The sequence below is a fragment of the Asticcacaulis sp. P2_C5 genome (assembly GCF_056404555.1).
Window position 1 is genome coordinate 246,081 of record NZ_JBFUDU010000010.1, and the last position, 24,649, is coordinate 270,729.

At 58.8% G+C, this 24,649-nt stretch carries 22 protein-coding genes; 4 read left to right on the forward strand and 18 right to left on the reverse strand.

Translation table 11 applies throughout. The features are described from left to right. Window positions 1-19: 19 nt before the first annotated feature. On the forward strand, window positions 20-1,528 hold the full coding sequence (locus AC1DXO_RS18590) for a tryptophan halogenase family protein (RefSeq protein ID WP_476979676.1): 1,509 nt from the start codon (window positions 20-22) through the stop codon (window positions 1,526-1,528). A 4-nt stretch (window positions 1,529-1,532) separates the two neighbouring features. On the opposite strand, the gene AC1DXO_RS18595 is transcribed toward AC1DXO_RS18590, so the two are convergent. Then, window positions 1,533-2,558 (reverse strand): cupin-like domain-containing protein, encoded by a 1,026-nt coding sequence (locus AC1DXO_RS18595; RefSeq protein WP_476979677.1) that lies wholly within the window; start codon window positions 2,556-2,558, stop codon window positions 1,533-1,535. Window positions 2,559-2,884: 326 nt separating this feature from the next. On the opposite strand from AC1DXO_RS18595, the gene AC1DXO_RS18600 reads away from it, so the two are divergent. Continuing rightward, entirely contained in the window at window positions 2,885-3,316 is a 432-nt protein-coding gene (locus tag AC1DXO_RS18600) for a hypothetical protein (protein ID WP_476979678.1), read from the forward strand. A gap of 35 nt (window positions 3,317-3,351) precedes the next feature. Here the strand turns inward: AC1DXO_RS18600 and AC1DXO_RS18605 are convergent, their stop codons facing one another. The 17 genes from AC1DXO_RS18605 to AC1DXO_RS18685 form a co-directional block, all read right to left on the reverse strand. Further along, a complete protein-coding gene (locus AC1DXO_RS18605) occupies window positions 3,352-5,403 on the reverse strand; it encodes a right-handed parallel beta-helix repeat-containing protein (RefSeq protein WP_476979679.1) in 2,052 nt (683 codons plus the stop codon). A gap of 606 nt (window positions 5,404-6,009) precedes the next feature. Beyond that, window positions 6,010-6,291, reverse strand: coding sequence for a hypothetical protein (locus AC1DXO_RS18610; RefSeq protein ID WP_476979680.1), 282 nt, complete (start codon window positions 6,289-6,291; stop codon window positions 6,010-6,012). Between the two features lie 3 nt (window positions 6,292-6,294). Continuing rightward, window positions 6,295-6,579, reverse strand: coding sequence for a hypothetical protein (locus AC1DXO_RS18615; protein ID WP_476979681.1), 285 nt, complete (start codon window positions 6,577-6,579; stop codon window positions 6,295-6,297). Next, window positions 6,572-10,072 carry an FtsK/SpoIIIE domain-containing protein gene (locus AC1DXO_RS18620; protein ID WP_476979682.1) on the reverse strand — a complete coding sequence of 1,167 codons (3,501 nt, stop codon included), beginning with the start codon at window positions 10,070-10,072 and terminating at the stop codon, window positions 6,572-6,574. The genes AC1DXO_RS18615 and AC1DXO_RS18620 overlap by 8 nt, the downstream gene beginning before the upstream one ends. 276 nt (window positions 10,073-10,348) lie before the next feature. Continuing rightward, window positions 10,349-10,759, reverse strand: a complete 411-nt coding sequence (locus tag AC1DXO_RS18625; protein WP_476979683.1) for a hypothetical protein — start codon at window positions 10,757-10,759, stop codon at window positions 10,349-10,351. A gap of 138 nt (window positions 10,760-10,897) precedes the next feature. Beyond that, on the reverse strand, window positions 10,898-14,104 hold the full coding sequence (locus AC1DXO_RS18630; protein ID WP_476979684.1) for an autotransporter outer membrane beta-barrel domain-containing protein: 3,207 nt from the start codon (window positions 14,102-14,104) through the stop codon (window positions 10,898-10,900). A gap of 123 nt (window positions 14,105-14,227) precedes the next feature. Continuing rightward, on the reverse strand, window positions 14,228-15,004 hold the full coding sequence (locus AC1DXO_RS18635; RefSeq protein ID WP_476979685.1) for a division plane positioning ATPase MipZ: 777 nt from the start codon (window positions 15,002-15,004) through the stop codon (window positions 14,228-14,230). A gap of 28 nt (window positions 15,005-15,032) precedes the next feature. Then, a complete protein-coding gene (locus AC1DXO_RS18640) occupies window positions 15,033-15,845 on the reverse strand; it encodes a class II glutamine amidotransferase (RefSeq protein ID WP_476979686.1) in 813 nt (270 codons plus the stop codon). A gap of 13 nt (window positions 15,846-15,858) precedes the next feature. Continuing rightward, entirely contained in the window at window positions 15,859-16,206 is a 348-nt protein-coding gene (speD, locus tag AC1DXO_RS18645; protein WP_476979687.1) for an adenosylmethionine decarboxylase, read from the reverse strand. After that, window positions 16,199-17,284 carry a hypothetical protein gene (locus AC1DXO_RS18650; protein ID WP_476979688.1) on the reverse strand — a complete coding sequence of 362 codons (1,086 nt, stop codon included), beginning with the start codon at window positions 17,282-17,284 and terminating at the stop codon, window positions 16,199-16,201. The genes speD and AC1DXO_RS18650 overlap by 8 nt, the downstream gene beginning before the upstream one ends. After that, complete coding sequence (locus AC1DXO_RS18655; protein ID WP_476979689.1) at window positions 17,281-18,876, reverse strand: FAD-dependent oxidoreductase; 1,596 nt, start codon at window positions 18,874-18,876, stop codon at window positions 17,281-17,283. The genes AC1DXO_RS18650 and AC1DXO_RS18655 overlap by 4 nt, the downstream gene beginning before the upstream one ends. Beyond that, a complete protein-coding gene (locus AC1DXO_RS18660) occupies window positions 18,876-20,384 on the reverse strand; it encodes a polyamine aminopropyltransferase (protein WP_476979690.1) in 1,509 nt (502 codons plus the stop codon). Before AC1DXO_RS18660 ends, AC1DXO_RS18655 begins: the two co-directional genes overlap by 1 nt. A 22-nt stretch (window positions 20,385-20,406) precedes the next feature. Continuing rightward, a complete protein-coding gene (locus AC1DXO_RS18665; protein WP_476979691.1) occupies window positions 20,407-20,628 on the reverse strand; it encodes a DUF350 domain-containing protein in 222 nt (73 codons plus the stop codon). A gap of 9 nt (window positions 20,629-20,637) precedes the next feature. Beyond that, a complete protein-coding gene (locus tag AC1DXO_RS18670) occupies window positions 20,638-20,802 on the reverse strand; it encodes a hypothetical protein (protein WP_476979692.1) in 165 nt (54 codons plus the stop codon). After that, a complete protein-coding gene (locus tag AC1DXO_RS18675) occupies window positions 20,799-22,247 on the reverse strand; it encodes a DUF4178 domain-containing protein (protein WP_476979693.1) in 1,449 nt (482 codons plus the stop codon). The genes AC1DXO_RS18670 and AC1DXO_RS18675 overlap by 4 nt, the downstream gene beginning before the upstream one ends. Next, window positions 22,244-22,909: a DUF4178 domain-containing protein gene (locus tag AC1DXO_RS18680; protein WP_476979694.1), complete on the reverse strand. Its 666-nt coding sequence runs from the start codon at window positions 22,907-22,909 to the stop codon at window positions 22,244-22,246. The genes AC1DXO_RS18675 and AC1DXO_RS18680 overlap by 4 nt, the downstream gene beginning before the upstream one ends. Further along, entirely contained in the window at window positions 22,910-23,941 is a 1,032-nt protein-coding gene (locus tag AC1DXO_RS18685) for an SPFH domain-containing protein (protein ID WP_476979695.1), read from the reverse strand. A gap of 23 nt (window positions 23,942-23,964) precedes the next feature. Between AC1DXO_RS18685 and AC1DXO_RS18690 the strand changes: the two genes are divergently transcribed. Continuing rightward, window positions 23,965-24,138: a hypothetical protein gene (locus AC1DXO_RS18690; RefSeq protein WP_476979696.1), complete on the forward strand. Its 174-nt coding sequence runs from the start codon at window positions 23,965-23,967 to the stop codon at window positions 24,136-24,138. A gap of 99 nt (window positions 24,139-24,237) precedes the next feature. Beyond that, the coding region (locus tag AC1DXO_RS18695) for a hypothetical protein (protein WP_476979697.1) at window positions 24,238-24,649 on the forward strand (412 nt) is incomplete at its 3' end.

The following is a 24,649-nucleotide window of genomic DNA, read 5'->3' on the forward strand; positions in this document are numbered from 1 at the left end:
ACCGGGGAATGAAATACTCATGCAGCAAGTCAGAAATGTCGTCGTCGTCGGCGGTGGGACCTCCGGTTGGATGGCGGCCGCCGTCCTTTCGGCGAGTCTCACGCCGCAGAGTATTTCTGTGACCGTCGTGGAGTCCTCGGAAATCGGCACGGTTGGCGTCGGTGAGGCGACGATTCCGCCAATCCGTCAGCTTAACTTCATGCTCGGATTGGACGAGGACGAGGTGGTTCGACGGACGAAAGCCACCTACAAGCTGGGTATCGAATTCGTAAATTGGGGCGCCCTGGGCGACCGGTATTTCCATCCGTTCGGAGAAATCGGCCATGACCTGGGCGGGGTGCCGTTCCACCATCACTGGCTGCGAACACGTGAGGGCGCGTTTTCCGACTATGCGCTGACCGCTGTGGCGGCGCATGCCGGGCGGTTCGGCCGGCCGACAGACTACCCAGGTCAGGTCCTGTCTAAAATGTGCCACGCTCTGCATTTCGACGCGACGCTTTATGCGGGAGTTCTTCGCGACGTTGCGGTTAAAAACGGGGCGAAGCATATCGACGCACGCATTACGGGGGTGAATCTTAATGCCGAGACGGGATTTGTCGAAACCTTGCAGTTGTCTGACGGCCGGATTCTGGAGGGGGACCTCTTTATCGATTGTTCGGGCTTTCGAGGCCTCCTGATAGAGGACGCCCTGAAGACCGGGTATATTGATTGGTCACACTGGCTGCCGATGAACCGGGCACTGGCGGTGCCGAGTGCGATAACGGGTCCAACCGAGCCCTATACACGTTCCACGGCCAGAAGCGCGGGCTGGCAGTGGCGCATCCCGTTGCAGCATCGCATCGGCAACGGCCATGTCTATTGTAGCGATTTCATCAGCGACGAGGAAGCCGAAGCGGACTTATTGGGCAATCTCGACGGTCCGGCCCTGGCGACACCGCGACCTCTGCGGTTCACGACCGGCCGGCGTCGTCTCACCTGGAACAAGAACGTCGTCGCACTGGGACTGGCATCGGGTTTCGTCGAGCCTTTGGAATCGACCAGCATTCATCTGGTGCAGCGGGGCGTTGCGATCCTGAAGTCGCTTTTTCCGTCGCGCGGGATCGTTCAGGCCGAGGTCGATCTTTATAACCGGCGAATGACCGCCGAATACGAATATGTCAGGGACTTCGTGATTTTGCATTACAAGCAAACCCGACGGGACGACACGCCGTTTTGGCGTCAGGTGCGCGACATGAGTGTTCCGGACACACTGGCCGCCCGTATGGAGGTATTTGCCAATCTGGGTCGCCTGCTTCTGGACGCCGGTGAATTGTTTACGGTGGAAAGCTGGAGTGCTGTCCTGCTGGGCCAGGGACTGATACCCCAGGGTTATGATCCGCAGGCCGACAAAATCCCGGAAAATGAAGCCCGAGATGCCATGCGTACGATGAAAGGCCTTATTCGAAACGGGGTCAACACCTTGGTCAGTCACGACGACTACCTGAGAAAGCATGGTTCCTTGATGGTAAAGAGCGCCCAATCTCAATGACAGCCTAGCTGCGGCCGAAGAAGGCTTGTTGCAGCGCGTTCATAAATCCCTTGCGAATCTCAGGCGTGTGTTGGCCGAGCGCTCCCTGGTGCTTTTCCGGTATGTGCGCGATGGGGTCACCGTTGCTGTGGAAGATATAATGGTTGAACATCGTCTTCCAGTAGGCGCGTTCAGCTCCGGGCAATTCTTTCAACGCCAGTATGGCGTCAAAGTAGCACAGGACCGGGTTCTCCAGAGGATTGACCGGCATGCCCCACCAGTAGTTGATCAGGACGTTGAAGGCGCCCAGAGACTGGACGTGATGCCACCAGTAACGCGGTATGTACAGTGCGTCGCCCGGCTCAAGCTCGGCGACCTGCGCCGCGGCGAGGGCGTCGCGGAATTTCGGGAACTTTTCAAAGTCTGGGTCTTCGAGGCTGGCCATACTGATAGCGCGGCCTGACGGCGTGTGTTCAAGAGGACCGATGTATAGATTGGTCACCTGGTCGGGTGGAAAGAGCGTAAAGCGCCTGCGGCCGGCGACGACGCAGGCAATATTGTAGTCATTGTCGTTGTGCGTTGGCGTCGTCGTCCGGTTGCTGATCCAGATGCGCGGCGCGATCTGTGATGACAGCAAGGGGTTCGGATTTTCTGCGGCGAAGCGGGGCAGGTATTGGGCTGTCGGTGTTGACTGGACATAGAGCGAGGTCGGGTTTGGGTGATCGGCCAGAGCTACGAGCTGATCGATGCTTGCCGACACCGATTTTCGCTGACGGTTGAAATTGAAGTCGGGCACATTGGGCCCATAGGCGAATCTGCCTTTGACATCACTGTCGGCTTCCAGAACGCTTGCCGGATGCCCCGTGTCCATCGCCTTGAGATAGTCAGTCACCGCATGCAGGGATTTCCGGGCGTGACCGACAGCCGGCCAGTCCGCCACCAAACCCTTGAGCAGCACAGGACGCGCCGCTGTCATGATATCGCGGGCGAAGCTTTCTGCGGTGACGTCCGAGCGTTCATCCACACGGGTGATGTCGAGGTCTTTCAGCATGGGAAGTGCGCTATCCTGTCGTAGGTTAGGTATTTAGCGATTGAACCGCAGAGACGAGGTCCGGCCGAAAGTCAGGCCAGAACAGGCCCTTTTTATTATGTCTCGCAGCTAAAAGGTTTCGCTGCCTGCGACGCCCGAGGCCCTGGGTACCATAGGGTACTTTATCGCCCGTCAATGTCCGGTTGCCGGTCGGCAAGGTCGAGCACGCACCACTTCTATTATCTGTTGACAACTCACATGTAAAATTCAATTTTATTTGTGAAGGCTTTGTGCTGGTTCTGCGGTATATTGCGGTGATACAAATTCATGGAAGGGGTGGGTTGCTGATGACTCCCAAGATTGTAAATAAAGTCGCTCTTGGCTTGGTAACAATTGCCGCCATTGTACTTTCGGGATGCGCGACGACCGATGAAGGCCTGAGCCAGAAAAACACCCAGTGGGAAGGAAAGGAGGCCGCATCCGTAATCCAGGAATGGGGAGTCTCGGAAAATAAGGCGATGATGAGCGACGGCTCCGAGGTCTGGACGTATCGCACGACAAAGCAAGCCACTATAGGCGATCAGGCACCAGCGACGACGACCAGAAAAGAACGTACGGAATCTTATGTCGTGAATGGCGTAACCATGACGCGTCAGGTTCCTTACGATGAAACCAGCTATGATCCGACAAAGATCCTTTCGTCGGATTGTGTGGCCACCTTTACGATCAAGGATGGTGTGGTTAAATCCGCCAAATTCGAGGGCAATGGCTGTGAGTGAAAGACTGTGCAGGAGCCACGGTTCGCAACACCCCGCTAGATGCTTGTTTTGCGTCGAGGATCAACCATCCAGGTTTCCCTTGCGGACGGATTAGCCAGCGGTCCGGCGACCCGCGTCTCCCCTGTCCGTGCACCCAGAAGGTCGCCTTGAATGCCATTGACGGAGGCCACCTTTGGCAAGGGCCGGGTACTCGATAGTGTCAGATTTAGCGTAGCGGGGTCGAACTCGACATGCAAATCGGCCTCGACAGACGTCCGGTCCCAACCGTGGGCGGTGCGCCAGGCCGCCAGGTCGAGATAGGATTTCGCATCGCCTTCGTAATAACCGAGGTACTGCGCCGGCATATCGACATAAACATTTCCGTCGGCCGTGTTCTTCGGGTCGAGAAAGACGATGGCCGAAGCACCGCACCGGGCGAAGATATTGTTGGCGATGGTGTTGTCGCGCGCCTGTCCCGCGCCGGTACGGTCCGGGCGCGTGATGGCGAATATCCCCGAATTGTCACAAGCCCCGATCAGGTTCTGCGCCACGATTAACTTGTCGGTGGCGTTGATAAACAGACCCGATCCCGCACAACCCCTCTGGCCGGGCGTTCCCGGCTCGGCATTGCGCACGTCCCAGATGATATTGTTGTCGATCTGGTTCGCTTCCCGGTTCATCTCCATATGCACAGCGGCGCTGACGGTCAGGACATCGGCGAAGATATTCCCGGTGATGCGGCAATTGGCGTCCTGGCTGTCCCACCATGCGGCATTGGCATGGCGCATATGGCGAATGACATTGCGTCGGAACATCATGTTTCTGGCGCGGTGAAACTTGGCGCCGGCCGCCTCCCAGCCGCGTTCGGCGTCGGCCCAGCCGCACCATTCGATCAGGTTGTCCTCGATCAAGGTATCGGTCGTGCCCATGCCGCCAATGCCGCTGACGCCGCAATAGCGGATCGTGTTCCCGCGCACGACTTGCGAGACTCCGGCCTTGAGCGCGCCCGCGCTATTACCGTCGAAGCCGATGTCGAGGCCGAGACCATTGGCCCATTCTAGGGTGTTGTCCTCCAGGATCCAGTGGTCGCCGCCGGCCAGTGAAACCATACCGTACTGGGGAAAGGGATAGGCATTACTGACCTGCTGAAAGGTCAGACCTTTGACGCGGATATAGCCCAGCCCGCTGCTCGCCGGAATGAAAGCGTGCTGGCGTGTCGTCACCTCGATCACATGGTCGGCAGGGGTACCCGACGTCAGGCGGATCTGGATCGCCGTGCCGGACGGGTCCACCCAGACCCGGGCATCGGGCACGCCGCCGACCTCCTGCATGATCGGGCCGCCGCGCCGTCGTCCGGGCAGCCCGTTCTGCGGCGCAGCCGGCTTGGTGAAATCCGGAAAGGGTGTCAGGGCCGGCGCCGCCAGTTCGCGAAGCTGCTCTACGGGCTCCAGTGGCTTTCCGTCGACAAACACCAGGCCGCGGCGACGCAGATAGGGGCCCATATCGACCTTGGTCGGGTCCAGCCAGTTCCATTGGCCCATAAGGCTCGGCAGGGCAAAGGGGTTGTAGGCGTCGGGAAACAGCGCGCCGTCCAGCACGTGGCGCCAGGTGGTCACGCCGCCTTCGGTTGGGGAGGGGGCGCCAGGCGGGCGGAAACCGACCGTGACGGTTTCCTGGTGCCAGCCATCGCTCAGGATTTCCGAGCCCTTGATAAGGACCTTGGCGCCCGGGGCAGCCTCATAGCTGATCATCCGCGAGGGATCGTCGCCGCCGCGCGCCGGCCGCACGCATTCGCGGTAGGTGCCGGTAGCAATAACGACGCGTTCACCCGGCTGAAGCACCTGCGCCGCCTGGTTGATCGTGCGGAAGGGCCGCGCCTGGTCGCCCGGCCCGCTATCGTCGGCGGCGGCCGAGCTGCTATCGACATAATAGGTCTTCGAGAAGCTGAGCGGCTGTTCCCAGAGCGCGAAGGCCGTGCCGTCCGGCAGCCGGTCATCTGGTGCGGACTTTGCCCGGGCCCAGGCAATACCGCTCATCGCTGCCATCCCGCTAGCGGCCGCACAGCCCAACAGGCGCCGGCGATCGATCCGCCCCTCATACTGCGTCATGTCGCGTCCCCATTACCGAGCAGCCCAGTGTACGTTTGAGCATCTTCCCTGCCAGGTTTTGCAGATCTTATTTGTCTGACATATGGCTAGACTGTTTCAGCGGAAAAGTCATGGAGATTATCGAGCTCTGTTGCAAATCATCTCTCATGATCCGCAATCGGCACGTCTGCCTGTCAGGCGATTTGCGCGGCAGGCATCATATCTTCCAGGGCTGACAATCCTGGCGTCCAAGGAAACGGGGTAGGGGGTAGGAGGAGTACTGCCCAACGTGTCGACACTGCACGGCGGAATCCCAATCAGAACGCTCGGATAAAAGCGAGAATATTGCTCCCGTTTCCCTTATTCCTGCGCTTGATGCCGCCGGCAAGTAGAAGGTCATCGTGCAGTGCAGTTGCGCCAGCAGAAGGCTTGGCAAGCCTGAATTTTAGGAGAACGTATTTATACAATTTTTATACTCCCCCGAGAGTGGGGAAGGTGGCATCGTCAGCCCTATCGACATTCAGGTTAGCGGTGGCCCGCCCGAGGTGACCTATCGCTTCGAGGACAGCCGTCCGAAAGAAGTAAGTTATTCAAAGTCTTTTAGAAGGGCCTGACATTTTGTACCATTTACCAAGTTTCGGAACCGCCTAAATATTCCTGCGCAGCACGTACCTGACGACGTAGTGCGGCCGTCAGATCGTCCATATCGGAAGCAATAGTTTCTGTGACTCGCTTGAGTTCTTCAAGGCGGCCCTGAATCCCTTGAGCACGGTGGTCCCGCCAGCTATCAAAGACTGCTTCGTACAACACACGTTCATCTCCCAGACGCTCAGCTAGCGCTTCACGTCTTGCCGTGAGCTTACCGCAAAACTCTTCAACAGCTTCGACATTAAAATGGATTTCGCTCACAGGTCAAACCTTTCGAGTAAGTTCTACAAGTGCTGATAAGCGCTCTATTTCTGGAGTCAGGCCATCCGCTATTGCATCAATCGCGGCTCCCAGAGTTTCCAACCGACTGGCCATCTCAAGTGCCTGCTCGACGGCTAGGTCATGCGTGTTGGTTTCAGATGCTTGTTCCAACCCGTTCGCGGCGCTGCGTAGCAGACTAGCTTCGCTTGCATATTTATTGGCGGATGTGACGAGCCCGACTTTGAGCCGCATCATCGAGTCTAAGTCACCGTGAACTAAGCTAGGCATTAGCGGCCTCCGATTCGCTGACAATTGCCACTGTATCCGATTGAAGCGATGGCGTTAGAACTTGCAACCGCATAAGGCGGCCCGGAACCATATCATCCAATATCAAATATTGATGCTCGGCGCTCAGTGATTCGGCATCATTGGTGTCTAAGAGTTTTTGGGAATCTGAAGCGGAACACGAGCCTAGCCCGCGTATGCCGAATTCCGTTATTGTTGAGCGTTCTATGAGACGTTCCATATTCTTCACACCGTCGCATGTGGCGATCACATGAAGGCCGAATTCCGATCCTTCCTTGAGGAGTTTTGAAAAGGCAGCCGAACGGACGAGATTAGTTCGACCAGCACCCGCAATGCCAAACACCGTCCGCAGGCCAGTGTGCGGTGCCGAGAGATTAACAATTAGCTTTTCTATTTCCGCTTCGAGTTCTGTCGGCTGGACGACTCGAACCCGACCATTGAACGCCTTTGCTAGACTCTCTACGAGTGGTACATTGCTGAAATCAGTTGATTGCTCCAGATCGCAAATGACAGCTTGGCAATCAGATTGAAGCGCTAATAATGATTCGACTGCTGAATAAAAAAATCCGGATCGAGTGTCATCCGAGCGGTGAACAAACAAAACATTGCGCGCTCTAGTGTTACGTAACGCGCCAAAAGGCCGATCACCGAATGTGGTTGGTGCGCCCAATGCGAAGATACCGGCATTAGCATCACGCTGCTCCGCCTTCACTGCCTTTAAGTGCGGCATCATTTCGGTCAATTCGTTTTGACCGCTTCCGCGAAAAACAAATGGAACGGGTGGTGTTCGGCCATCTGCTGACGCGTGGTCACGGCTTGTAGCCGCCAACTTAGGCAAATCATCTAGGTCGGCGGCGAAAATCTTTGCCAAATGAGAATCTGAAACCTCACCTTGGCCGGCTCGCCAAATTATGGCATCTCCGGGGGCCCGCAATTGATTTGAAATCGGTTGATCTCCTAGCAACATGGCCGCATCAGGAGCGCTGCAGGGAAGTACGATCCGCATTGCCAACTGGCCGAGCGTTGCCGCTGTTAATTCGCGCCCCGCCAGGGTTTGCGAGCCAAGGATCACATGTAGACCAAACGAGCGCCCCCGGCGAACGAGGTCTTCCAAGGCTGCTGCGGCTGCCCCTGATGCTGCTCCTGGTGTACGTTCCCCTGCTTGCAAGAGAACTTGGAACTCATCTATGAGAAGGACTATGCGAGGCATGTTGTTGCCGGTGGCTTCCTCATATCGCTCAAGACTCGCAATACCGACCCCGGCTGCTTTGAATATGTTCGCGCGCCGATTCAGTTCGCGTTTTAAGTGAGTCAATACGCTTAGGCCAAATCCGCGATCAGCATCGATAGCAACGGCTCGACAATGTGGGAGAGCTAGGTCTGCGTAAACGGCGAATTCTACCCCCTCCTTAAAATCCAACAAGTAAAGTTCAAGTTCGTCTGGCGAATAACGACGCACGAGGTTACTGATAATCACATGAAATAGATTGGTCTTGCCTGACCCGGTTCGACCTATGCAAATCGCATGGTGCGCGCCTTCACGACCAAGAATGAATTGAGCGGAACGATCTGCGCCGTGCCGACCGATGTCGATTTCCAAGCCATAACGACTATCGGACAATTCTTTATCTGACCAGTCAAGTGTGGCCCCGGTCTGATGCAAAGTAGAGTCGGCTTTTTTAGCAGCCTTGGCCCACAAGTCACATGCGGTCGCAATCGAAGCGGCGCTTTCAGCGTCATTGAACGCGGCCCTGATATCGCCTGAGAATGTGAAACAAGAACTGCTGGCATTAACGCGGATTGTGCGTTCTGAGGTCACAGGTAAATCAGCTTCTGGAGTTCCCACTGGCTGGCGCAATCGAATTAAGAGTACGCTACCTTCCCGTGCTCCAACCTGGCTTAGGGCTTTTATCTCATCGTAATATTCCAACACGCGGCGTTGATCTTTTTGCGGCCAATGTGACCGTTGCGTCTCATCCAAAACGACAATAGCGCGCTGAAGTAGGATAGTGCCCTTGTTGCCCACTTCTTGATCTGTGATCCTTCGATTGGCATCAGCCTGCCGTGTCATCGCCTCCTTTGTTCTGCCAACAAAGGTTCGCAAGGAATCAACAGCCGTAGCCAATTCATTGAGTTGGGTAATATATAGGCGGTCCGCTAGGCGCGTGGCGGCCGACTCATTAAGTGCGCCAAAGACACGGTAAGCCTCTGCCAATCGCCCAGGTTCGACAAACATAAAGCGAGCTTGCCCTGGCTGAGAAGCCATAAGAATTGCAGAAGTGAGATAGCGACCAACCTCATATTGGCTGTCATCTTGAGCAACAACTACGTCAATCTCGTCGCACTCGCCCAAAGGCATGTGCGCCAGACAATCCTCTATAACGTGCGGCCTTTCTTGAACGCATTTGAGATAGAATTCTGGGTCAGCGTAATCTGCGAAATCGGGATTACCTTCTTTTCTTGTTACGTGGTCAATCAAAGGAGAGATCGTACATTCACCAAAAACAACGTCTGCGGTAGGAGGCTTTGTTTGAACCGTCTCCGATGCAATTCCTCGCAATACCCTGCCAAGATCAGTCGCGACTTCTGAAGCCCCATTGAGGCGATCGATTATCTCCGCGAGAGTACCAGACATTAACTCACGAGCGCGCAAATCCAATTTCTCAATATTATCCTTTAGCGCTTTATCTCTGTTCGCTCGCTCTACCCTCGAATTTTCCTCTTCTAAATCTGTGTTCGAGGTAACAACTGCTGATACGACAAAAAATAATAAGGCACCGGCAAATACAAACCAACCAATCAAATGAAATATTAGAGCGGCGACGAACAATATTCCCAATGTCCAAAGTGCCGTGCCTACTCGCTTACCCCGTTTTGCCTCTGGAACATAGAGTGATGGCCTTTCTACCTGCGTCGCTGGGGGAGTTGCTGCGGCGCCCTTCACCATATCCAGCAATTCGGGTAAGCTTGTTTGCTGAAGTTGCGTAATTTTATCCTCTGACGCATCCCGAATGATTTCGCGAGTGTTGCGAATTTCATCTGCCAGGCTATCAAAATAAGAAATAAGTTTTTCAGAAGTTACTAAACTTTGAGTTACTTCATAACCAAATCGGTACTCGCCTTGGTTTGCTCCGACCAGGAGTTTCCCTGGGGAGGACGAATTATAAATTCTTCCACTTACACGGGTACCAAAAGCATCTTGGGTTTTTTGAAATTGTGCGTGCTCCTTGAAATTTTCATACGCCAAGCAACCCCGGACTGATTGCTCGAACTCTCCTAAAGTAGCCGCAACGCCTTGGCGGACAAGGCCCCTATCGGCGAAAACAGGATCAGTTTTTGCACGCGCGACTAATGCCTTCAAAGTAGAAATGTCATCGTCGCGCCGCTTGTTGAAATTGTGCAGTATTTTGCGCCCCACAAGTACTTGCTTTAAGGCCTCGTCACACCACGCCGCCACATATTCGTGCAAACCCATGACACACCCCATTCAGTTGCGCTGAGCAATACAACCATAATTATTTATTAAAAGCAATTAACCGTAGTTGTGCCCGAGAACCCTGTCAGGCACAGGTTAAAGACATTCTCCTTCGTTCCATGCCAACTCCGCAAATGAACGCTGAATTAAGGTGACAAATTAATGGACACCTTATCAATTGCACAAACTATTTGGCGCAGTCCCATGTGGTCGCCTCAATGGCGCGTAATGACCAACAATAGCCTTCTCACGACAAACCCCTGCCTCCGCCGCCGCCTACAACGACTCCGCCGTCTCCGACTGCGTCTCGACCGTCGCTGAACTGTGCGGCGCAAAGGCGCCGACCGTCAGGAAAGCGGTGCCCAGCAAACCCACGAACAGCACCATATAGGCCCAGTAGCGCGTCGGAATAAAGAACAGGCTGCCGGCGTCGCGCCGGATCTCGAACTGCTCGCCGGTGTTCTGATCGACCAGTCGCCGCACCGGCCCGCTGGATAGGGCCTTCGCCGTATACCAGATGGCGGCGGCGCTGCCGCAGGTCGCAACAAGAGCGGCAATGACCAAGGTCCACGACTCTGGCGCGCCGATCGCCTTCAGGCCCATTGCCGCCGCAATGCCGGGAAGTGCCCCGAGAAAGGTTAGGGGAATTACCAGAATGCCCCAGCCGCGCCAGATAATGAAATACATCGAAAAGCCCCCTCGAGCCGTTAGCGCTCCATTGAGCACGTTAACGAAAACCCTGTCAACACACCGCCTTGACAGCCTTATCCGCCACTCCCCGTTCAGGAGACCACGAGCAAAGAAGAAGCTACATTCGCCGTCCCGTCAAAACTGGAATCGCGTCCGCAGGCTCAAACTGCTCCCCGTTGTCTCTCCCACCTTTTCATATTCGCCTTCCAGCGCCAGATAGCTGTAGTCATTATCCAATGAGAAACGGAAGCCGGCCACAGGTCCGCCGCCCTCGACCGTGCCGGCGGTGAGCGTAAAGGCATCACCACCGGCAAAGCTGGCCACCGTATCGGGCAATTGCACCGAAAGGTTCTGCCGATAGCCGATCCACAGTTCGGGGCGAATAAACGACGCGTTGTAGCGCGCCCGCAGGATGGCCGCCGAACTGAGCAGATGGCCCGAACGCTGACCCACACTTAGGTCGAAATAATCCCCGCCGCCGCTCTCGCTGTGCCTGGCTTCGTTGAGCCGGTAGTAGTCGGCCGTGACCTCAGGGATCAGCGACAGCTTACCGACACGGTAATCAACCGACGCGCCGGCGCCGGCGCTCAGCGAATAGCCACTCCATTTGGCTTCGGAGGTGTGGGCGACATAGGCCGTCAGGATGCTGCGCGACGTGTTGAGCGAGACATAGCCTGCCCCGGCATGGGCCCAAGTCTTGAAGGCGCCGCTGTTCAGCCGCCAGTAGCCGCCCAGGCTGTATTCCGTCACCGACGAGGTCTCCGTTCCGCTGGCGAATTTGTCCTGCGGAGAGGCTGTGGTCAGACTGGCATAGACACCCAGCATCTGGTTACCATAGACCTGACGCTCGCGGCCGCCGGCAAAACTGAATCCGGTTGAGGTAAATCCCGCCACGTCGCCGGTCTCACGCGTCGTACCGTAGCCATATTCCTGCAGCCAGTACTGGCCGCCGTCACCGGTCGGAATGAAGGTCAAATTGCCCAGCGACCGGGTCAGGGATTGTGCGCCGTGCGACAGTGTCAGCAGATTTTCGCCGGAATAGTCGGGCAGATATTGGTTATAGACGGCATCGAAGCCCGCCTTGTCCGTCGCTCCCAGCAAGGATGACTGGGCGCCCGACTCCTGGGCGACGACCACCAGGACGGGCAAGAGGGCGGCATACTGGTTGCTGGAATAGCCGGCCTCGGCCTGGGTTTTCAGGCGGAAATTGGCGTAGAGCGCGGTCTTGGCGTCGTCGGTCTCCAGATCGGCATGGTAGAGATACGGGATATAGCCGTCGCGCGTCGAGGTGGTGATATCGCCCAGGCTGATATTGGCCGCCGTCATCACCGTAAACGACACCGGACTGGTGACGATCCGGCTGAGCGCCAGGTCCAGCTCGGCGCCGTCATCGAAGACGGCCGAACCCGAACCGAAAAGGACCGGGGTCGTGGGGTCGTCGACGTCCAGGGTCAGGGCCAGTTTGCTGTCGGCGCCGACGTGCAGCGTGCTCAGCTTGACCGAACTGCCGGCCAGCAGATAGGCATTGGCCCCGCTGTCGATATCCATGGCGATATCGCCGGTCGAGGTTATCTGGCCGGCAAAGACGGCGTCGTCGGTCAGGGTGAAACTGCCCAGGCCGGTGCCATAGTCGATGGCGCCGTAGATATAGCCGCCGGAGGACGTGATATGGTCGTCGCCCGACCCCAGCCGGATCTGGCCATAGATATAGGGCGCCGAGATATCATCGTCGTCGGGCGCAGAGTCAGTCTGGGTCAGGGTCAGGCCGGCCGTGTTGGTGCTGGCGTCGATGGCGATCGCCGAGCCGGTGATGGTGTCGGCCACGTCGTCGCCGTCATCGTCGCTGGCCGTGACGGTGGCGCTGATCGTGCTGCTGTTCGTGATCTGGGTCAGGGTATTGGAGCGGTCACGGATGGCCGTGGCATTGGCCGTCGACCCGATGGCGGAGGCGGTCAGGCTGGAACTCTCGGCGACCGAAATCGTGCCCAGGCTGGCCCCGGCGGCGATGTCGACCGCCCGCGCCGTGGTGCCGGCGCCGACTGTCGTGTAGGTGGTGACGCTGTCCGTGGTGGTCGAGGTCGTCGCCGTTGTGGTTGACGCCGTGATATAGCCGGTGACATCGAGGCGCGGTGTGTTGGCGCCGTCCAGCAGATTGATGGCCGTCGAATTGGCGCCGTAGGCGGTGGCCGAGACGGTGCCGGCTATGCCGATGCCGTTGTCGATGGTCACGGCGTGACCCAGCCCGCCCAACTGGATGGCGGTCGTGTCGACACCGGAATAGATGCCCGACGCGCTGATCGTGCCGCGATTAAGCAGGCCATAGGCTACGGTGGGTGGATCGATCGCCGTCGAACCATAGGTCAGGCCGCCCAGGGTGATGTCTTCGGTTGAAGAACCCACCAGAAGGGCCGGGGCGCCGCCATATTGTGTAATGCTGGCTGTGGTTTGGGTCGAGTCGGTCACGCCGTCGCCGTCCTCGTCCGTATTGTCGTCGTCCGTGCTGGTCACTGCCGATCCGAATAGGACGCCATGGGCGATATTGCCCGACAAGGTGACGGTCGGTCCCGCCTGTAGCAGGTTCAGTGCCGGATCGAGCCCGGCCAAGGTATCGGCATCCATCGAATAGGTCGTCGAATAGCCTGTGCCTGCATAACTGCCGTCGATGATCAGCGATCCGCCGATGTCGCCGTTCAGCGTGACGACCCGGCTGTTCTTGCCCAGGACACTAGCCGATCCGGACAGATAGACATTGCCGGTGACGCCGCTGTCCAGTGCGATGGCGGTCGATTCATCACCGATCACGGTCGATGAGCCGTCAAAGGTGAAGTCGCCGTCGATCAGGTTCTCGAACCGGACACCCCACGATTGATTGCCTTGCACGCTGATCGTGCTGTCGATCGATACATCGCCGACGAATGGATTTGTCCCCGCGGATCGGATGCCATAGCGGCCGGAGCCTTCCGCCCACGGCGCATCGATGACGTCGTCGTCATTGGTGTCGGCCGTCGTATAGTCGTCAGTGACGGTGATGACGCCCGACAGGGTCAGGGCCTGGGTGCGGTTAGCGACGTCGCCGATCAGGATGCCGGTCGATCCCGAGTCCGAAGCCGTCATGGTGATGGTGCCGTCGAAATTGAGGCTATTGTCGCTGTCGACCGTGATTGCGGTGCCGCTGGTCAGGGTGATGCTGCCGTCTGAGGTGACGGAGACATCGCCGGCCGTGCTGGTGGCCAGCGGCACGGTGGTGGCTGAGGTGACGGATGTGGCGGCGTGGGCGGTGGCCGTCATCCCGCCGAGAACGAGGCCGATGGCCGTGGCGGTGAGGCGGGCATGTGTGCGCATTGAGTCTGTTTCCGGTTGGATCGCGATGGCGGGACCATGGGAAACGAGACTGGCGCTAATAAGTCGCGGTTTTTACCGCCGTGACACGACGCTGCAAGGGCGTAACAAACGGCCTGAATTGCGTCAAAAAGCGGTTCGGCTTTGCGTCACAAGATGCAGATCCGCAACCAGCCGGGCGATTTCGGCTCGGGCGGCGATATGCGACAGGCTAACTGGCAGCGGGCGGACCTCACGGCTGAGATCGGTCACCGTCAACCCGAGGGGAAACAGTTCACGGAAGATGACCCGTTCGCGCAGGCCCGGCAGTATCCGGCAGTCGGCCTTGGCAGCAAAGGCCTGCAATTCGGCGTCGAAACGTTTGCGGTTGCGCGGTTCGGCTGACGACAGGCGATTGCGGACGATCGACCACGCCAGATCGCCACCCCCCGCCTGCTGGCGTTCGCGGCGGTAGCGCATGATGACGCTGGCATAGGGTGTGGAGCCCGTGTCCGCCTGGGTCAGGGCGCTGAGATCGATAAAGCTGTCATTGACCGGTGTAACCACGACATCGGCGTGCCTGAGCAAGGTCTTGTGCAGGTTGTTAGCCTGGCCCGGCGTGTCCACCATAACGTGGTCGAACCTGCCGCGCGCCGTGTTCAGCAACGCTTCGAGCATGGCCTGTCCGCCAGCGGAATCACCAGTTGGCGGTTCGAAATCCAGTTCATCGGCCTGGGCCACGGCGAAACCGCTTTTGCGGCGGTTATGGAAAAACACCCGCAGCGATGCTTGCCGCCGGTCGAGATCGAGCCAGGCGACGCGCTTGCCGTCATGCAGCAACTGCACGGCGATATGCGCCGCCAGGGTGGATTTACCAACGCCGCCTTTTTCATTGGCTATCGCGATGACATTTCCGCCTGACATGGTGTTTTCGGCCTGTTTTGAGTTAAGTTTAGGTTAATTTGCTGCGCTGCAAGATTTGTGCCTTTGGCGGCTCGAACGTCCTGACAACCTGGCCTGCCTGCAGCACCAGAGTCGTGTTCTCCCTGACCAGAGTCCAGGTTTCGTTGCGTGTCAATGGCCGCGTGGCGACGATGGTGACACGGTCGTCGGGCGTGGTTTCCTGGGCGAAGTCGACCTCCAAATCCTCGTCGATCAGGCTGGCCTGGCCGAACGGGGCGCGGCGTTCGATATAGCATAGTTTTGTTGAGCAACTGGCATAAAGCGACCGACCATCGCCGAGCAGGGCGTTGAACACGCCCAGTTTTCGCAGATCGCCGAACAGTTCGGCAATCGTCCGGGCCAGGACCGATTCCGACGGACGTTGCGGATACAGGCTGCGCAATCGATCCATGATCCAGCAGAAGGCGTGTTCGCTGTCCGTCGTTCCGATCGGCGCGCAGTGGGTCAATTCGCGTTTCTTGACGCTCTTCAACTGGCCATTATGGGCAAAACTCCAGCGCCGGCCCCACAGCTCGCGGGTAAAGGGATGGGTATTTTCCAGCGAGGTGCGGCCGCGATTGGCTTTGCGGACGTGAGCGATGACCAGGCGGCTCTTGATCGGATAGGCGCGGACAAAACGCGCCAGTTCCGATTGGGCGCTGGGGTTCGGGTCGTGAATGGTGCGGCAGCCCTTGTCTTCGTAGAAGCTGATCCCCCAGCCGTCGGTATGTGGTCCGGTCGCGCCGCCGCGCTGCGACAGCGCCGCGAAACTGAAGCGGATATCGGTCGGGACATTGGCGCTCATGGCCAGCAGTTCACACATTACCGCCGCCTCCTTATCGGCCGCGCGTTTGGGCTGTCACGGTCTCACCGGCCGGTTCGAAATGCCGGCGCAGCACATCGAGCGCCAGATAGGGATCGCAACCGCCGCAGACAAAGACGTCGAGCGCCATATAGTCAAGTTCGGGCCAGGTGTGAATGCTGATATGGGATTCGGCCAATAGCGCGACGCCCGTGATGCCGGCGTCGTCACCGAAACCGTGCAGCATGACCTTCAGCACCGTGGCACCGCAGGCCTCGGCGGCTTCGCGCATGGCGGTTTCGATGCGCGCCGCGTCGCGATAATGGCGCGCGCCGCGAAAATCGATCAGCAGGTGCAGGCCGGGCGGAACCACCTCAGTCATGGCGGGCGCCAAACAGGATGCGGCTGAAATCAGGGACATTGCCATCCTTTCGCCAGATAAAGGCGTCGAGCACATAATGGGTTGATTGCGGCAGGCTGAGCAAGGGCACAAGGCAAATAAGCAGCAGCGGATCGGTTATGGCGGGCAGATGCGAGAAGGCGGCGAACAGTCCGGTATGTTCGCGCCACACCAGGCCATCCCACAGACCCTCCTCGACAAAGGCCAGGACGATCAGGATCACGACATAGACAGGGATCATGACCGGGCGGAACAGCCAGGCTATGGTCGGCCAGACATAGGTGTTGCCCGGTCGAACCGTCTTTTGATTTTCGCCGTACAGCCAGTTGAGCGCCAGATAGGGAACGCCGTGCGCCACGACATTGGTGGCGGTAAAGACGATATCGTTGTTAAACGCGACAATCCCGACGCCCCATGACAGGCCGGTCCCCAGCAGCAACAGGTTTTTCGGCCAGTTGATTTCACGCGTGGCGCGCCACCGCTGCACCTCCTGCCACAGATAGGCCAGCAGGATCAGGCCGTAAACGATGGCGGCGGCCGCGAACAACAAGGGCAAAGGCAGGCTGATCACGTCACCGTCGACGAACCAGTTGAAGGTGCGCGCATGGCTCAGCCAGTAGACCAGCGGCACGATCGTGGCGCCGTAGATGGCCGCCTTGTCTAGCCATTTTTTGCCGGTTTCCCGCCGGCTGTAGATCAGCATGAAGCCGTATTGCTGGCGGACGAAATGGAAGATGGCGAGATAGGCCAGGCCGCGCCAGAAGACCATGGCGTCGAAACTGTACAGTATGGCGCCGATGACCCACAGCAGCAGGGGCGTCAGCTGATACAGGCGTGGGCGCAGACGCAGTTCGTCGCGATCGAGATAGGTGCGGAACAGGCTGGCATAGACGTGGCTGACATCGACGCACAGGATCAGTGCAATCCACAGCCAGACCGGAAACTCGGCCAGGCTTTTCGCCCAAGGCGCGGCCAGCACCGCCACCGCGGTCACGACGAAGGCAGGGCCGATGATGAAGGCGAGGTCGAAACGGGCATTGGCGATATAGGGCTGGCTCATGCGAGATAGGCCTTTACCGCCTGCGCCGTCTTCAGGCCATGGGTATAGGCCTCCTCGAAAATCGAAATACCGCTCATGTCGGAATGAGCGGTAAAGACCGGCGGGGTCTGTTTCAGGGCAGCAGCGCGCGCCGGGCCCCAGATAAGGCCGGGCACGGGCCGGACCATGGCATGGCCCCACAGCCAGACATCCATGTGAGCCACCTGGCCAACCAGTTCGGGATGAAGGCGGTAGAGCTCGGTCAGGAAGAGCTTTTGCCAGTCGCTATAGGATCGCGCCAGGGCCTCCTTGCGCGCTTCCACGGGTGTGGTGTGGGTCAGCGGCCAGTAATAGGTGATGACGGTTTTCAGCGGCTGCATCTGCGGAATCTGATGCGTCGCCACGACATAGCCCAGGGTCTGGCTGTCCTTGATGACATTGTCCCAGGCGAGATCGGCGCCTGGACCTTCGGGTAGTTTATCGAGGGTCAGGTTGGCGACCACCCACGGCGCATAGGTGAACTCCCCGCTGGCCAGCGCCGGCATCAAACGCCCGGCGATAAAGCGTGGTGTGGCGATGATAGCGGCGCGTGCCGTCAGGCGATGGCTGATCTCGCCGTCCCAGTAGTCGACCGTGACGCCGTCCGCTGTCTCGGCGATATTGTGGACCAAAGCGTTGGTGACGATGCGGTCGCCCACAGGCTCGGCGAGCCTGTGGGCCAGGAAGCCATTGCCTTCCGGCCAGGTAATCACCGCATCCGGTGTCGTATTGGCGGCCTTGCCGTCGCGGCCGGCGAAATAATGGATACCGGCATAGGCCGAGATCTGGTCGTGACAGACGCCGAAATCGTCACGGCAGCCGTAGTTGACGAAGGCGTGCAGGGGGTCGGACGCATAGCCCTGGGCCAGCATCCACACCTTCATGGTGAGACTGTCCAGCGCGCGGGCCTCGGCGTCATCGCTGCTGTCGTCGATCGGAATGGCGAACCAGCGTTTGCCGTCACCACCGCGCTTGACTTTGAAGGCGTCCATCTGGGCCAGGAAGCGCTTGTACTGCGCTAGGTCGTCGTCCTTGACGCCGAGAGTCGGCAACAGGCCTTCCTGCCAACGCCCTTCGAGGAACAGGCGCTCATCCGGATCGTTGAGGATATAGTCTTCGTTATAGATCGGCAGGCCGTCCTGTTCGCCGGTGATGATGCCGAAGTCGCGAAACAGGTCCTTGATGTGGTCGCACTCGCTGCTCAGAAGGGGCACATAGTGCGCGCCCCACGGATAGGCGCTGACGGCGTTTTGACCGCTATGGGCATTGCCACCGCTGTGGTCTTCCAGTTCGAGAAGGCGGAAATCCGTCACGCTCATTTTATTGAGATGATAGGCCGCGGTGAGGCCCGCAATGCCCGATCCGATGATGACCACGTCGTGGTGGCCGGCGTCTTGCGACCGTGGGAAGGCGCTCTGACGCAGCCGATGGCCGCGCGCTGCATTGGCGCCGACAATCCCGCCCGGGATCGCCTTTTTCGGCTTTATGGCATCCCACAGAAACGGCGAGACGGCAGCCAGCCCAAGGGCCGCCGCGCCCGATCCGTACAGCAACTGGCGGCGTGTCGGTGTCATCAATAGATCAGGTACTTCGCCCATTCCTCATCGAAATAATGGATGAGGGCCTGGTCGTCGAGGCGCTGGATCTTGGTGGCGACCGGCCCCATGTCGGGCGGGAAGCTGAACATGTCGCGCGCGGTTGCGGCATCGATAAAGCGCAGGCCGGCAGGGTACTGCGTGGGCACGGTGTAGGGGCGGTTGGCGGCAATGACATAGCCCCAGTCGCCGAAGGCTGGCACCAGGGCGTGATAGGGCGCGGTGACAAAGCCGCTGGCCTGGAGGGTATTGTTGACGCACCAGAAAGATTTGCGCGCCACGAAGGGCGAGGTGCTCTGGACCACGGCCAGACTGTCCGGCCCCATGACCGAATGCAGCAGGCCGTAGAAGGACGTGCTGTACAGTTTGCCAATCGAGAAGTTCGACGGGTCGGGCAGGTCGATAAAGATAGCGTCGAAATGCGGTGGTTTACTGCGTTGCGCTTTCAGCCACATAAAGGCATCGGCATTGATCACGGTCAGTTTGGGTGAATGCAGCGAGTCGTCGTTCAACTGGCGCAGCATCGGGCTCTTGCTAAACAGCCGCGTCATGGCGGGGTCGAGATCGACCAGGGTGACGTGCTGGACGCTGCTATATTTGAGGATTTCGCGCAGGGCCAGGCCATCGCCGCCGCCGATGATCAGTATCTGTTTCGGGGCCTTCAGCGCGCTCATTACCGGATGGACCAGGGCTTCGTGATAGCGGTATTCGTCCTGCGACGAGAATTGCAGGTTGGAATTCAGGTACAGGCGGATATCGTCCTGCTGGCGGGTAATGATGATGCGCTGGTACGGCGTCGATTTGGCGAAGACGACGTGGCCAGCAAAACTGTTGGACTCGGCCAGGCTGGTGATCTTGTCGGACGCAGCGAAGCCCAGGGTCAGGAAGATCAGGACGACGATCGCCGCGGCCTTGTGCAGGCGCGCCCACGGCATGGGCTCCTTCAGCGAATAGAGCAGCCACAGGGCGACCAGGACGTTGAAAATGCCAAACATAAAGCTGGAGCGGATCAGGCCGAGATGCGGCACCAGGACCAGTGGAAACAGGATCGAGGCGAACAGGGCGCCGATATAGTCGAAGGTGAAGACCTTCGAGATCAGGTCCTTGAATTCCAGCCTGTCCTTCAGGATGCGCAGCAGGATGGGAATTTCGATCCCGACCAGTATGCCGATGATTGTAACGATGAAATAGAGCAGGAAACGGAATGACGCGACCTGGTCGAACAGCAGGAACAGCAGGGCCGCCGACGAGCCACCGACCAGGCCGACCAGGATTTCGATGCGCACGAAGAAGGCCAGCAGGTTCTTGTCCACGCGCGCCGACGCCCACGAACCTATGCCCATGGCGAACAGGTAACAGCCGATGATGGTCGAAAACTGGGTAATCGAATCGCCCAGCAGGTAGCTGGCCAGGGTGCCGGCAATCAGTTCGTAGATCAGGCCGCACGTCGCAATGACGAAGACGGAGATAAGTAACAGGCGTTGCAACTGATTCTAGCCGTGTCCAAAACTAACCGTGAATAGCGGAGCCGATGATGTAGGCGATGCCCAGCGCAAAGGCGCCGACCAGCACGGCCAGCGCCATGTTCTGCTTCTCGACGATTTCCTTCCACACGGCGACCTTGGGCGTCAGAACTTCCAGCAACAGGAAGGCGACGCCAAAGACGACCAGCCCGATGACGGCGAAAACAACGGCGGCGACGACATAATGCATATCAATCAGGTTCGACATGTCGGGATCCTATTTGTGGTAATGAGTGGCAAAATGCGAAGCCTGATGCGAGGCCTGGCGCGCGCTGGCCGTGCCGGCCGAACTGGCCATTCCGTAGCCCATGATGTCGGCAGCCGCGAGACCGCCCAGGACGGCCAGGCAGAACAGGGAAAAACCGGCGGGAAAATTTTTCATGAGTCGGACTTTCCATTGCCAGGTGAATAATCGGAATTGGCCCAGCGCGCCGATTCAAACGACCAGCGCCGGTAGATGGCGTAGAAGGGGTAAAAGGGCAGCAGGAACAGGGCGAAGAGCAGGTTTGTCAGTTCCGTCACCTGACGGCGCAGAGTGAGCGAGAAGGGCAGGGCGCCGGTCTTGCCAAGCACCTCGGATTCGGCGTCGATCAACAGATGGTAGCGGCCGGCCGGTACGCTGGCCAGGGCGGTCTGGGCGGAGTTGTGGCCTTCGCTCCAGCTCTCGCCATCGTCGTAGCCGTGATATTCGCTGATTGATGTTTGCATCGGATAGGTAGCGTTGGTGACTTCGTTGACCAATGTCAGGTCGAAATCTGCCCAGCTGTTGTCGAGACGCGTCGCGATATCGATCACGATATTGCCCGCGCGCGGCAGGGTAAAGGATTCGGTCACGACCGGTTGGCCCGCGTTCTGGCCCGCGTTTTCGCTGTTCCATGTTCCCTCACCGGCGGGTTGGGGGGCGGCAGCGGAGCTGGATGCGCGGGATTTGTGAGTAGAAGGCTTGCGCGCAGCGGACTTGGACAATTTGGAAGCCGACAGCCCGGCCTCGGCACTGGGTTTGACCTTGATGGTCTGGTTGGCCAGGTCGAGCATCTGTTGACTGGGCATGGCAATGGTGACGCAGATATGGAGGACGATCGCGGCAGCCGCAGCCATCCAGGCCAACCTGACGATCTTTGATGTCTGGATCGGCGCGGGCTGGCAGGCGCCAATGCCGTTGGGTACAGGCAGGCGTGCATCCGGAAAGGCCCGACGCATTTGATCGACGGGCACATAGGTGCCCAGCGAGATGTTGCGCTCGTCGTTCGTTTCTTCGCAGCTCAGCATGTAGGGTGGGCAGATATAGTCGGTGCCGCGGCTGAGGTCGCCCTGCTTGACACGCCAGTAGAATTCGCCCTGGACACCGTCGACCTGGACCTGATCCTGACTGAAGACGTTGTAGGTCCTGCCGTCCATGAAAAGCGAATTACGCTGCCCAATACCGGCGACGTCGCGGTTCAGTCGTTTGAAAAAGGTCCAATGGCCGTTCGACGCCGACAGGAAGCGGAATCCTTCCCAGGGGTTGAACAGCAAATATTCGCCCCAGTTATATTCGGTGTTGACGACCGACTTTCGCGTATGGCCGATCACTTCCCACAGGTGGCCAAACAGTTCGCCGCGAGACCCCAGCGTGATGAAGGTTTCATAGGCTGCCGTCCGCGCCTTTTGAATGACGCGCAGGTCGGGATGGGCGGTGTCGATTATGGTGCTGCACTGACGGCAGATGGCCGTCACGGTGATGCCCGGCGCGCGCAGCTCGATAGGGCCGCCGCAGCTGGGGCAGGCGAAGGCGCGCACCGACTCTACCGCCGGGCGCTGACCAAAAGGGGTGGGGGGGCCTGTCATGACCAGCCCTCGATGGATCTCAGATTGGTCGCGGCCAGGTCCTTCCATTCGACATAGCGGCCGGTGAAGACGCGTCGTTCGCCGTCACTGATGTCGACGCTGGCAAATTCATCGGGTTCGCCCATGAAGTCGAAACTGAGCGAACGGCGGCCGCGCGGACTGATCAGCGGCAATTCACCTTCGCAGCCGACGCAATCGGCCAGCTTGACGTCGGTCAAGACGTAAGGCCTGTCATCGAACGTCAGGACCTGGCCGACCAGGCTTTGGCGTTGCGCATGGCTTGCCGCCCAGCGATCGAGCGCCGTGCTGGTCTGGGGGGCGAGCGGTGTTTCCAGCTCGTGGGACACGGCATAGGTGCCCTGGGCCTCGGCCAGCCAGCCCCGGCGGCCGTCATCGCCGATGAAATACCATTCGTTCCAGAAGCCGTCGGCCCAGGCCATGCGGATGCGGCCGACCAGTGTGATGGTCGTTTTACCATGCGCCTGGCTGCCGATCTGAAAGGGGGTCATGTCCGGCGGCAGGGCTGCCACCTTGCCCATGGCTTCGATATCGGCGTCTTTGCGGACGACGAGGGTCTGGCAATAGGGACAGACGGCGGACACCGACAGGCTGGAATGGAACCGGACAGGCGCGCCGCACGAAGGGCAGGCAAGGTCCGTCATCTAGATAATTTTGCTGAGGATTTCGGCCTTCTTGGCGGTAAATTCGGCCTCGGTCAAAATGCCTTTCTGGAACAGGTCACCCAGCTTTTCGAGCACAGCCATGGGATCGGGCGCATTGGCCACGGCCGGTTGGGTGCTTGCGGCCGGATTAAGTGCCTGTCCCAGTGCGCCGGCCATCATCTGGCCCATGGCCAGGCCGGCACCCAGGCCGACGCCTTCGCTGGCCAGGCCGCTATTGCCACCGGCGGCCGCAGTGCCCAGGGCTTCGGCGGCCTGGAAGCGGGTATAGTCGTTGAGATTGCCGACGATGCGTTGTGAACTGGCGCGATCGAGGTGGCGTTCCAGCTCTTCCGGCAGAGACAGGCTCTGGACGTAGAATGTGGTGAGGGTCAGGCCCATCTCGGTAAAGGTCGGCGACAGGGCGGTTTGCAACAGTTTCGAGAACTCGCCCTGCTGCGCGGCCATGTCGACAAAAGCGATGCCTGCCGAACCCAGGTTGCTGGCCATACCGGTGAGTATGGCCGTGCGCAGCTGGCCTTCGATATCGGCGACGCGGAACTGCGCGCCGCTGCCGCAGAAGCGCGTCCAGAACAGTTTCGGGTCGCTGATCTTGTAGGCATAGCTGCCGAAGGCGCGGATGCGCAGGGGACCGAATTCCTTGTCGCGGACGGTGACCGGCTGGGTGGTGCCCCATTTCTGGTCCAGCTGTTCGCGCAGATTGAAGAAGAAGACGTCGGACTTGAAAGGTGACTGGAACCCCTTGTCCCAGTTCATCAGGTAGGTGAGGATCGGCAGGGTCTGGGTGGTCAGGGTATAGGTGCCGGCGGTGAAGACGTCGCCCAGCCCGTCCTTTTCGAGGTTATCCGCCGTGCGGCCTTCATTGAGGAACAAAGCCGCCTGGGTCTCGCGCACGACCAGCTTGGCGCCGGTCTGGATTTCCTGCCCCTCCATGGGGTAGCGCGCCGCCAGGACGTCGCGTGCCGGATCCGGCCATTGCAGGATATCGATAAACTGCTTGGAAAAAAAACTCACGGCACGGCCCCCTGGTTGTGTGCATGGTCCGGCCGCTGCTGGCCGGTGAACGTATCATAGATAAAGCGGATTCGCCGGGCAACGGCCATAACGCATTTATGATGGGGGCACAAAATGGCTTGCCTGGCTATCTCAAAAAAATAAATAAAAATAAATTAATACAATATATTCAATTATTTATACAAAATATTGCCTAAATTCGCAAATTGCCCGCTAAACAAATTCCAAAATCTTCCGATTGAGTCTTTGAACAGAGCAGAGTCCGGCGCAGCGCCGGCGGGTTGAGGGGATTTGTCATGGTTGCAGTTGTAACGGGTGCGGTGCGCGGGCTTATCGGTAATTCTGCCATGCTTTTGGGATCCCAGGGACAACTGGGTACGGCCTTGCTGGGGCAGGCGGGGAACCGGGTGACGGTCAATGCCGCGACGGGCAATCTGGTGATCCAGAGCCAGGATGAGATGCTGCTCGGCAAGGGGCCGGACGACGTCATCACCAATACCTATAACAGCCTCGGCAACTACACGGCCAATGACTGGCAGGAAAGCTATCAGCGCCATGTCGGCTCGTTGAGCGGAACGCGCAATCAATACCCCAGTACAATCACGCGCTATGCCGCCGACGGTTCCGAGATCCTGTATACCTACGCCAACAGCGGAACCTATAGCGGGCTCTATGTCGCCAACGAGTCTGGGGGGGCTTACGATACCC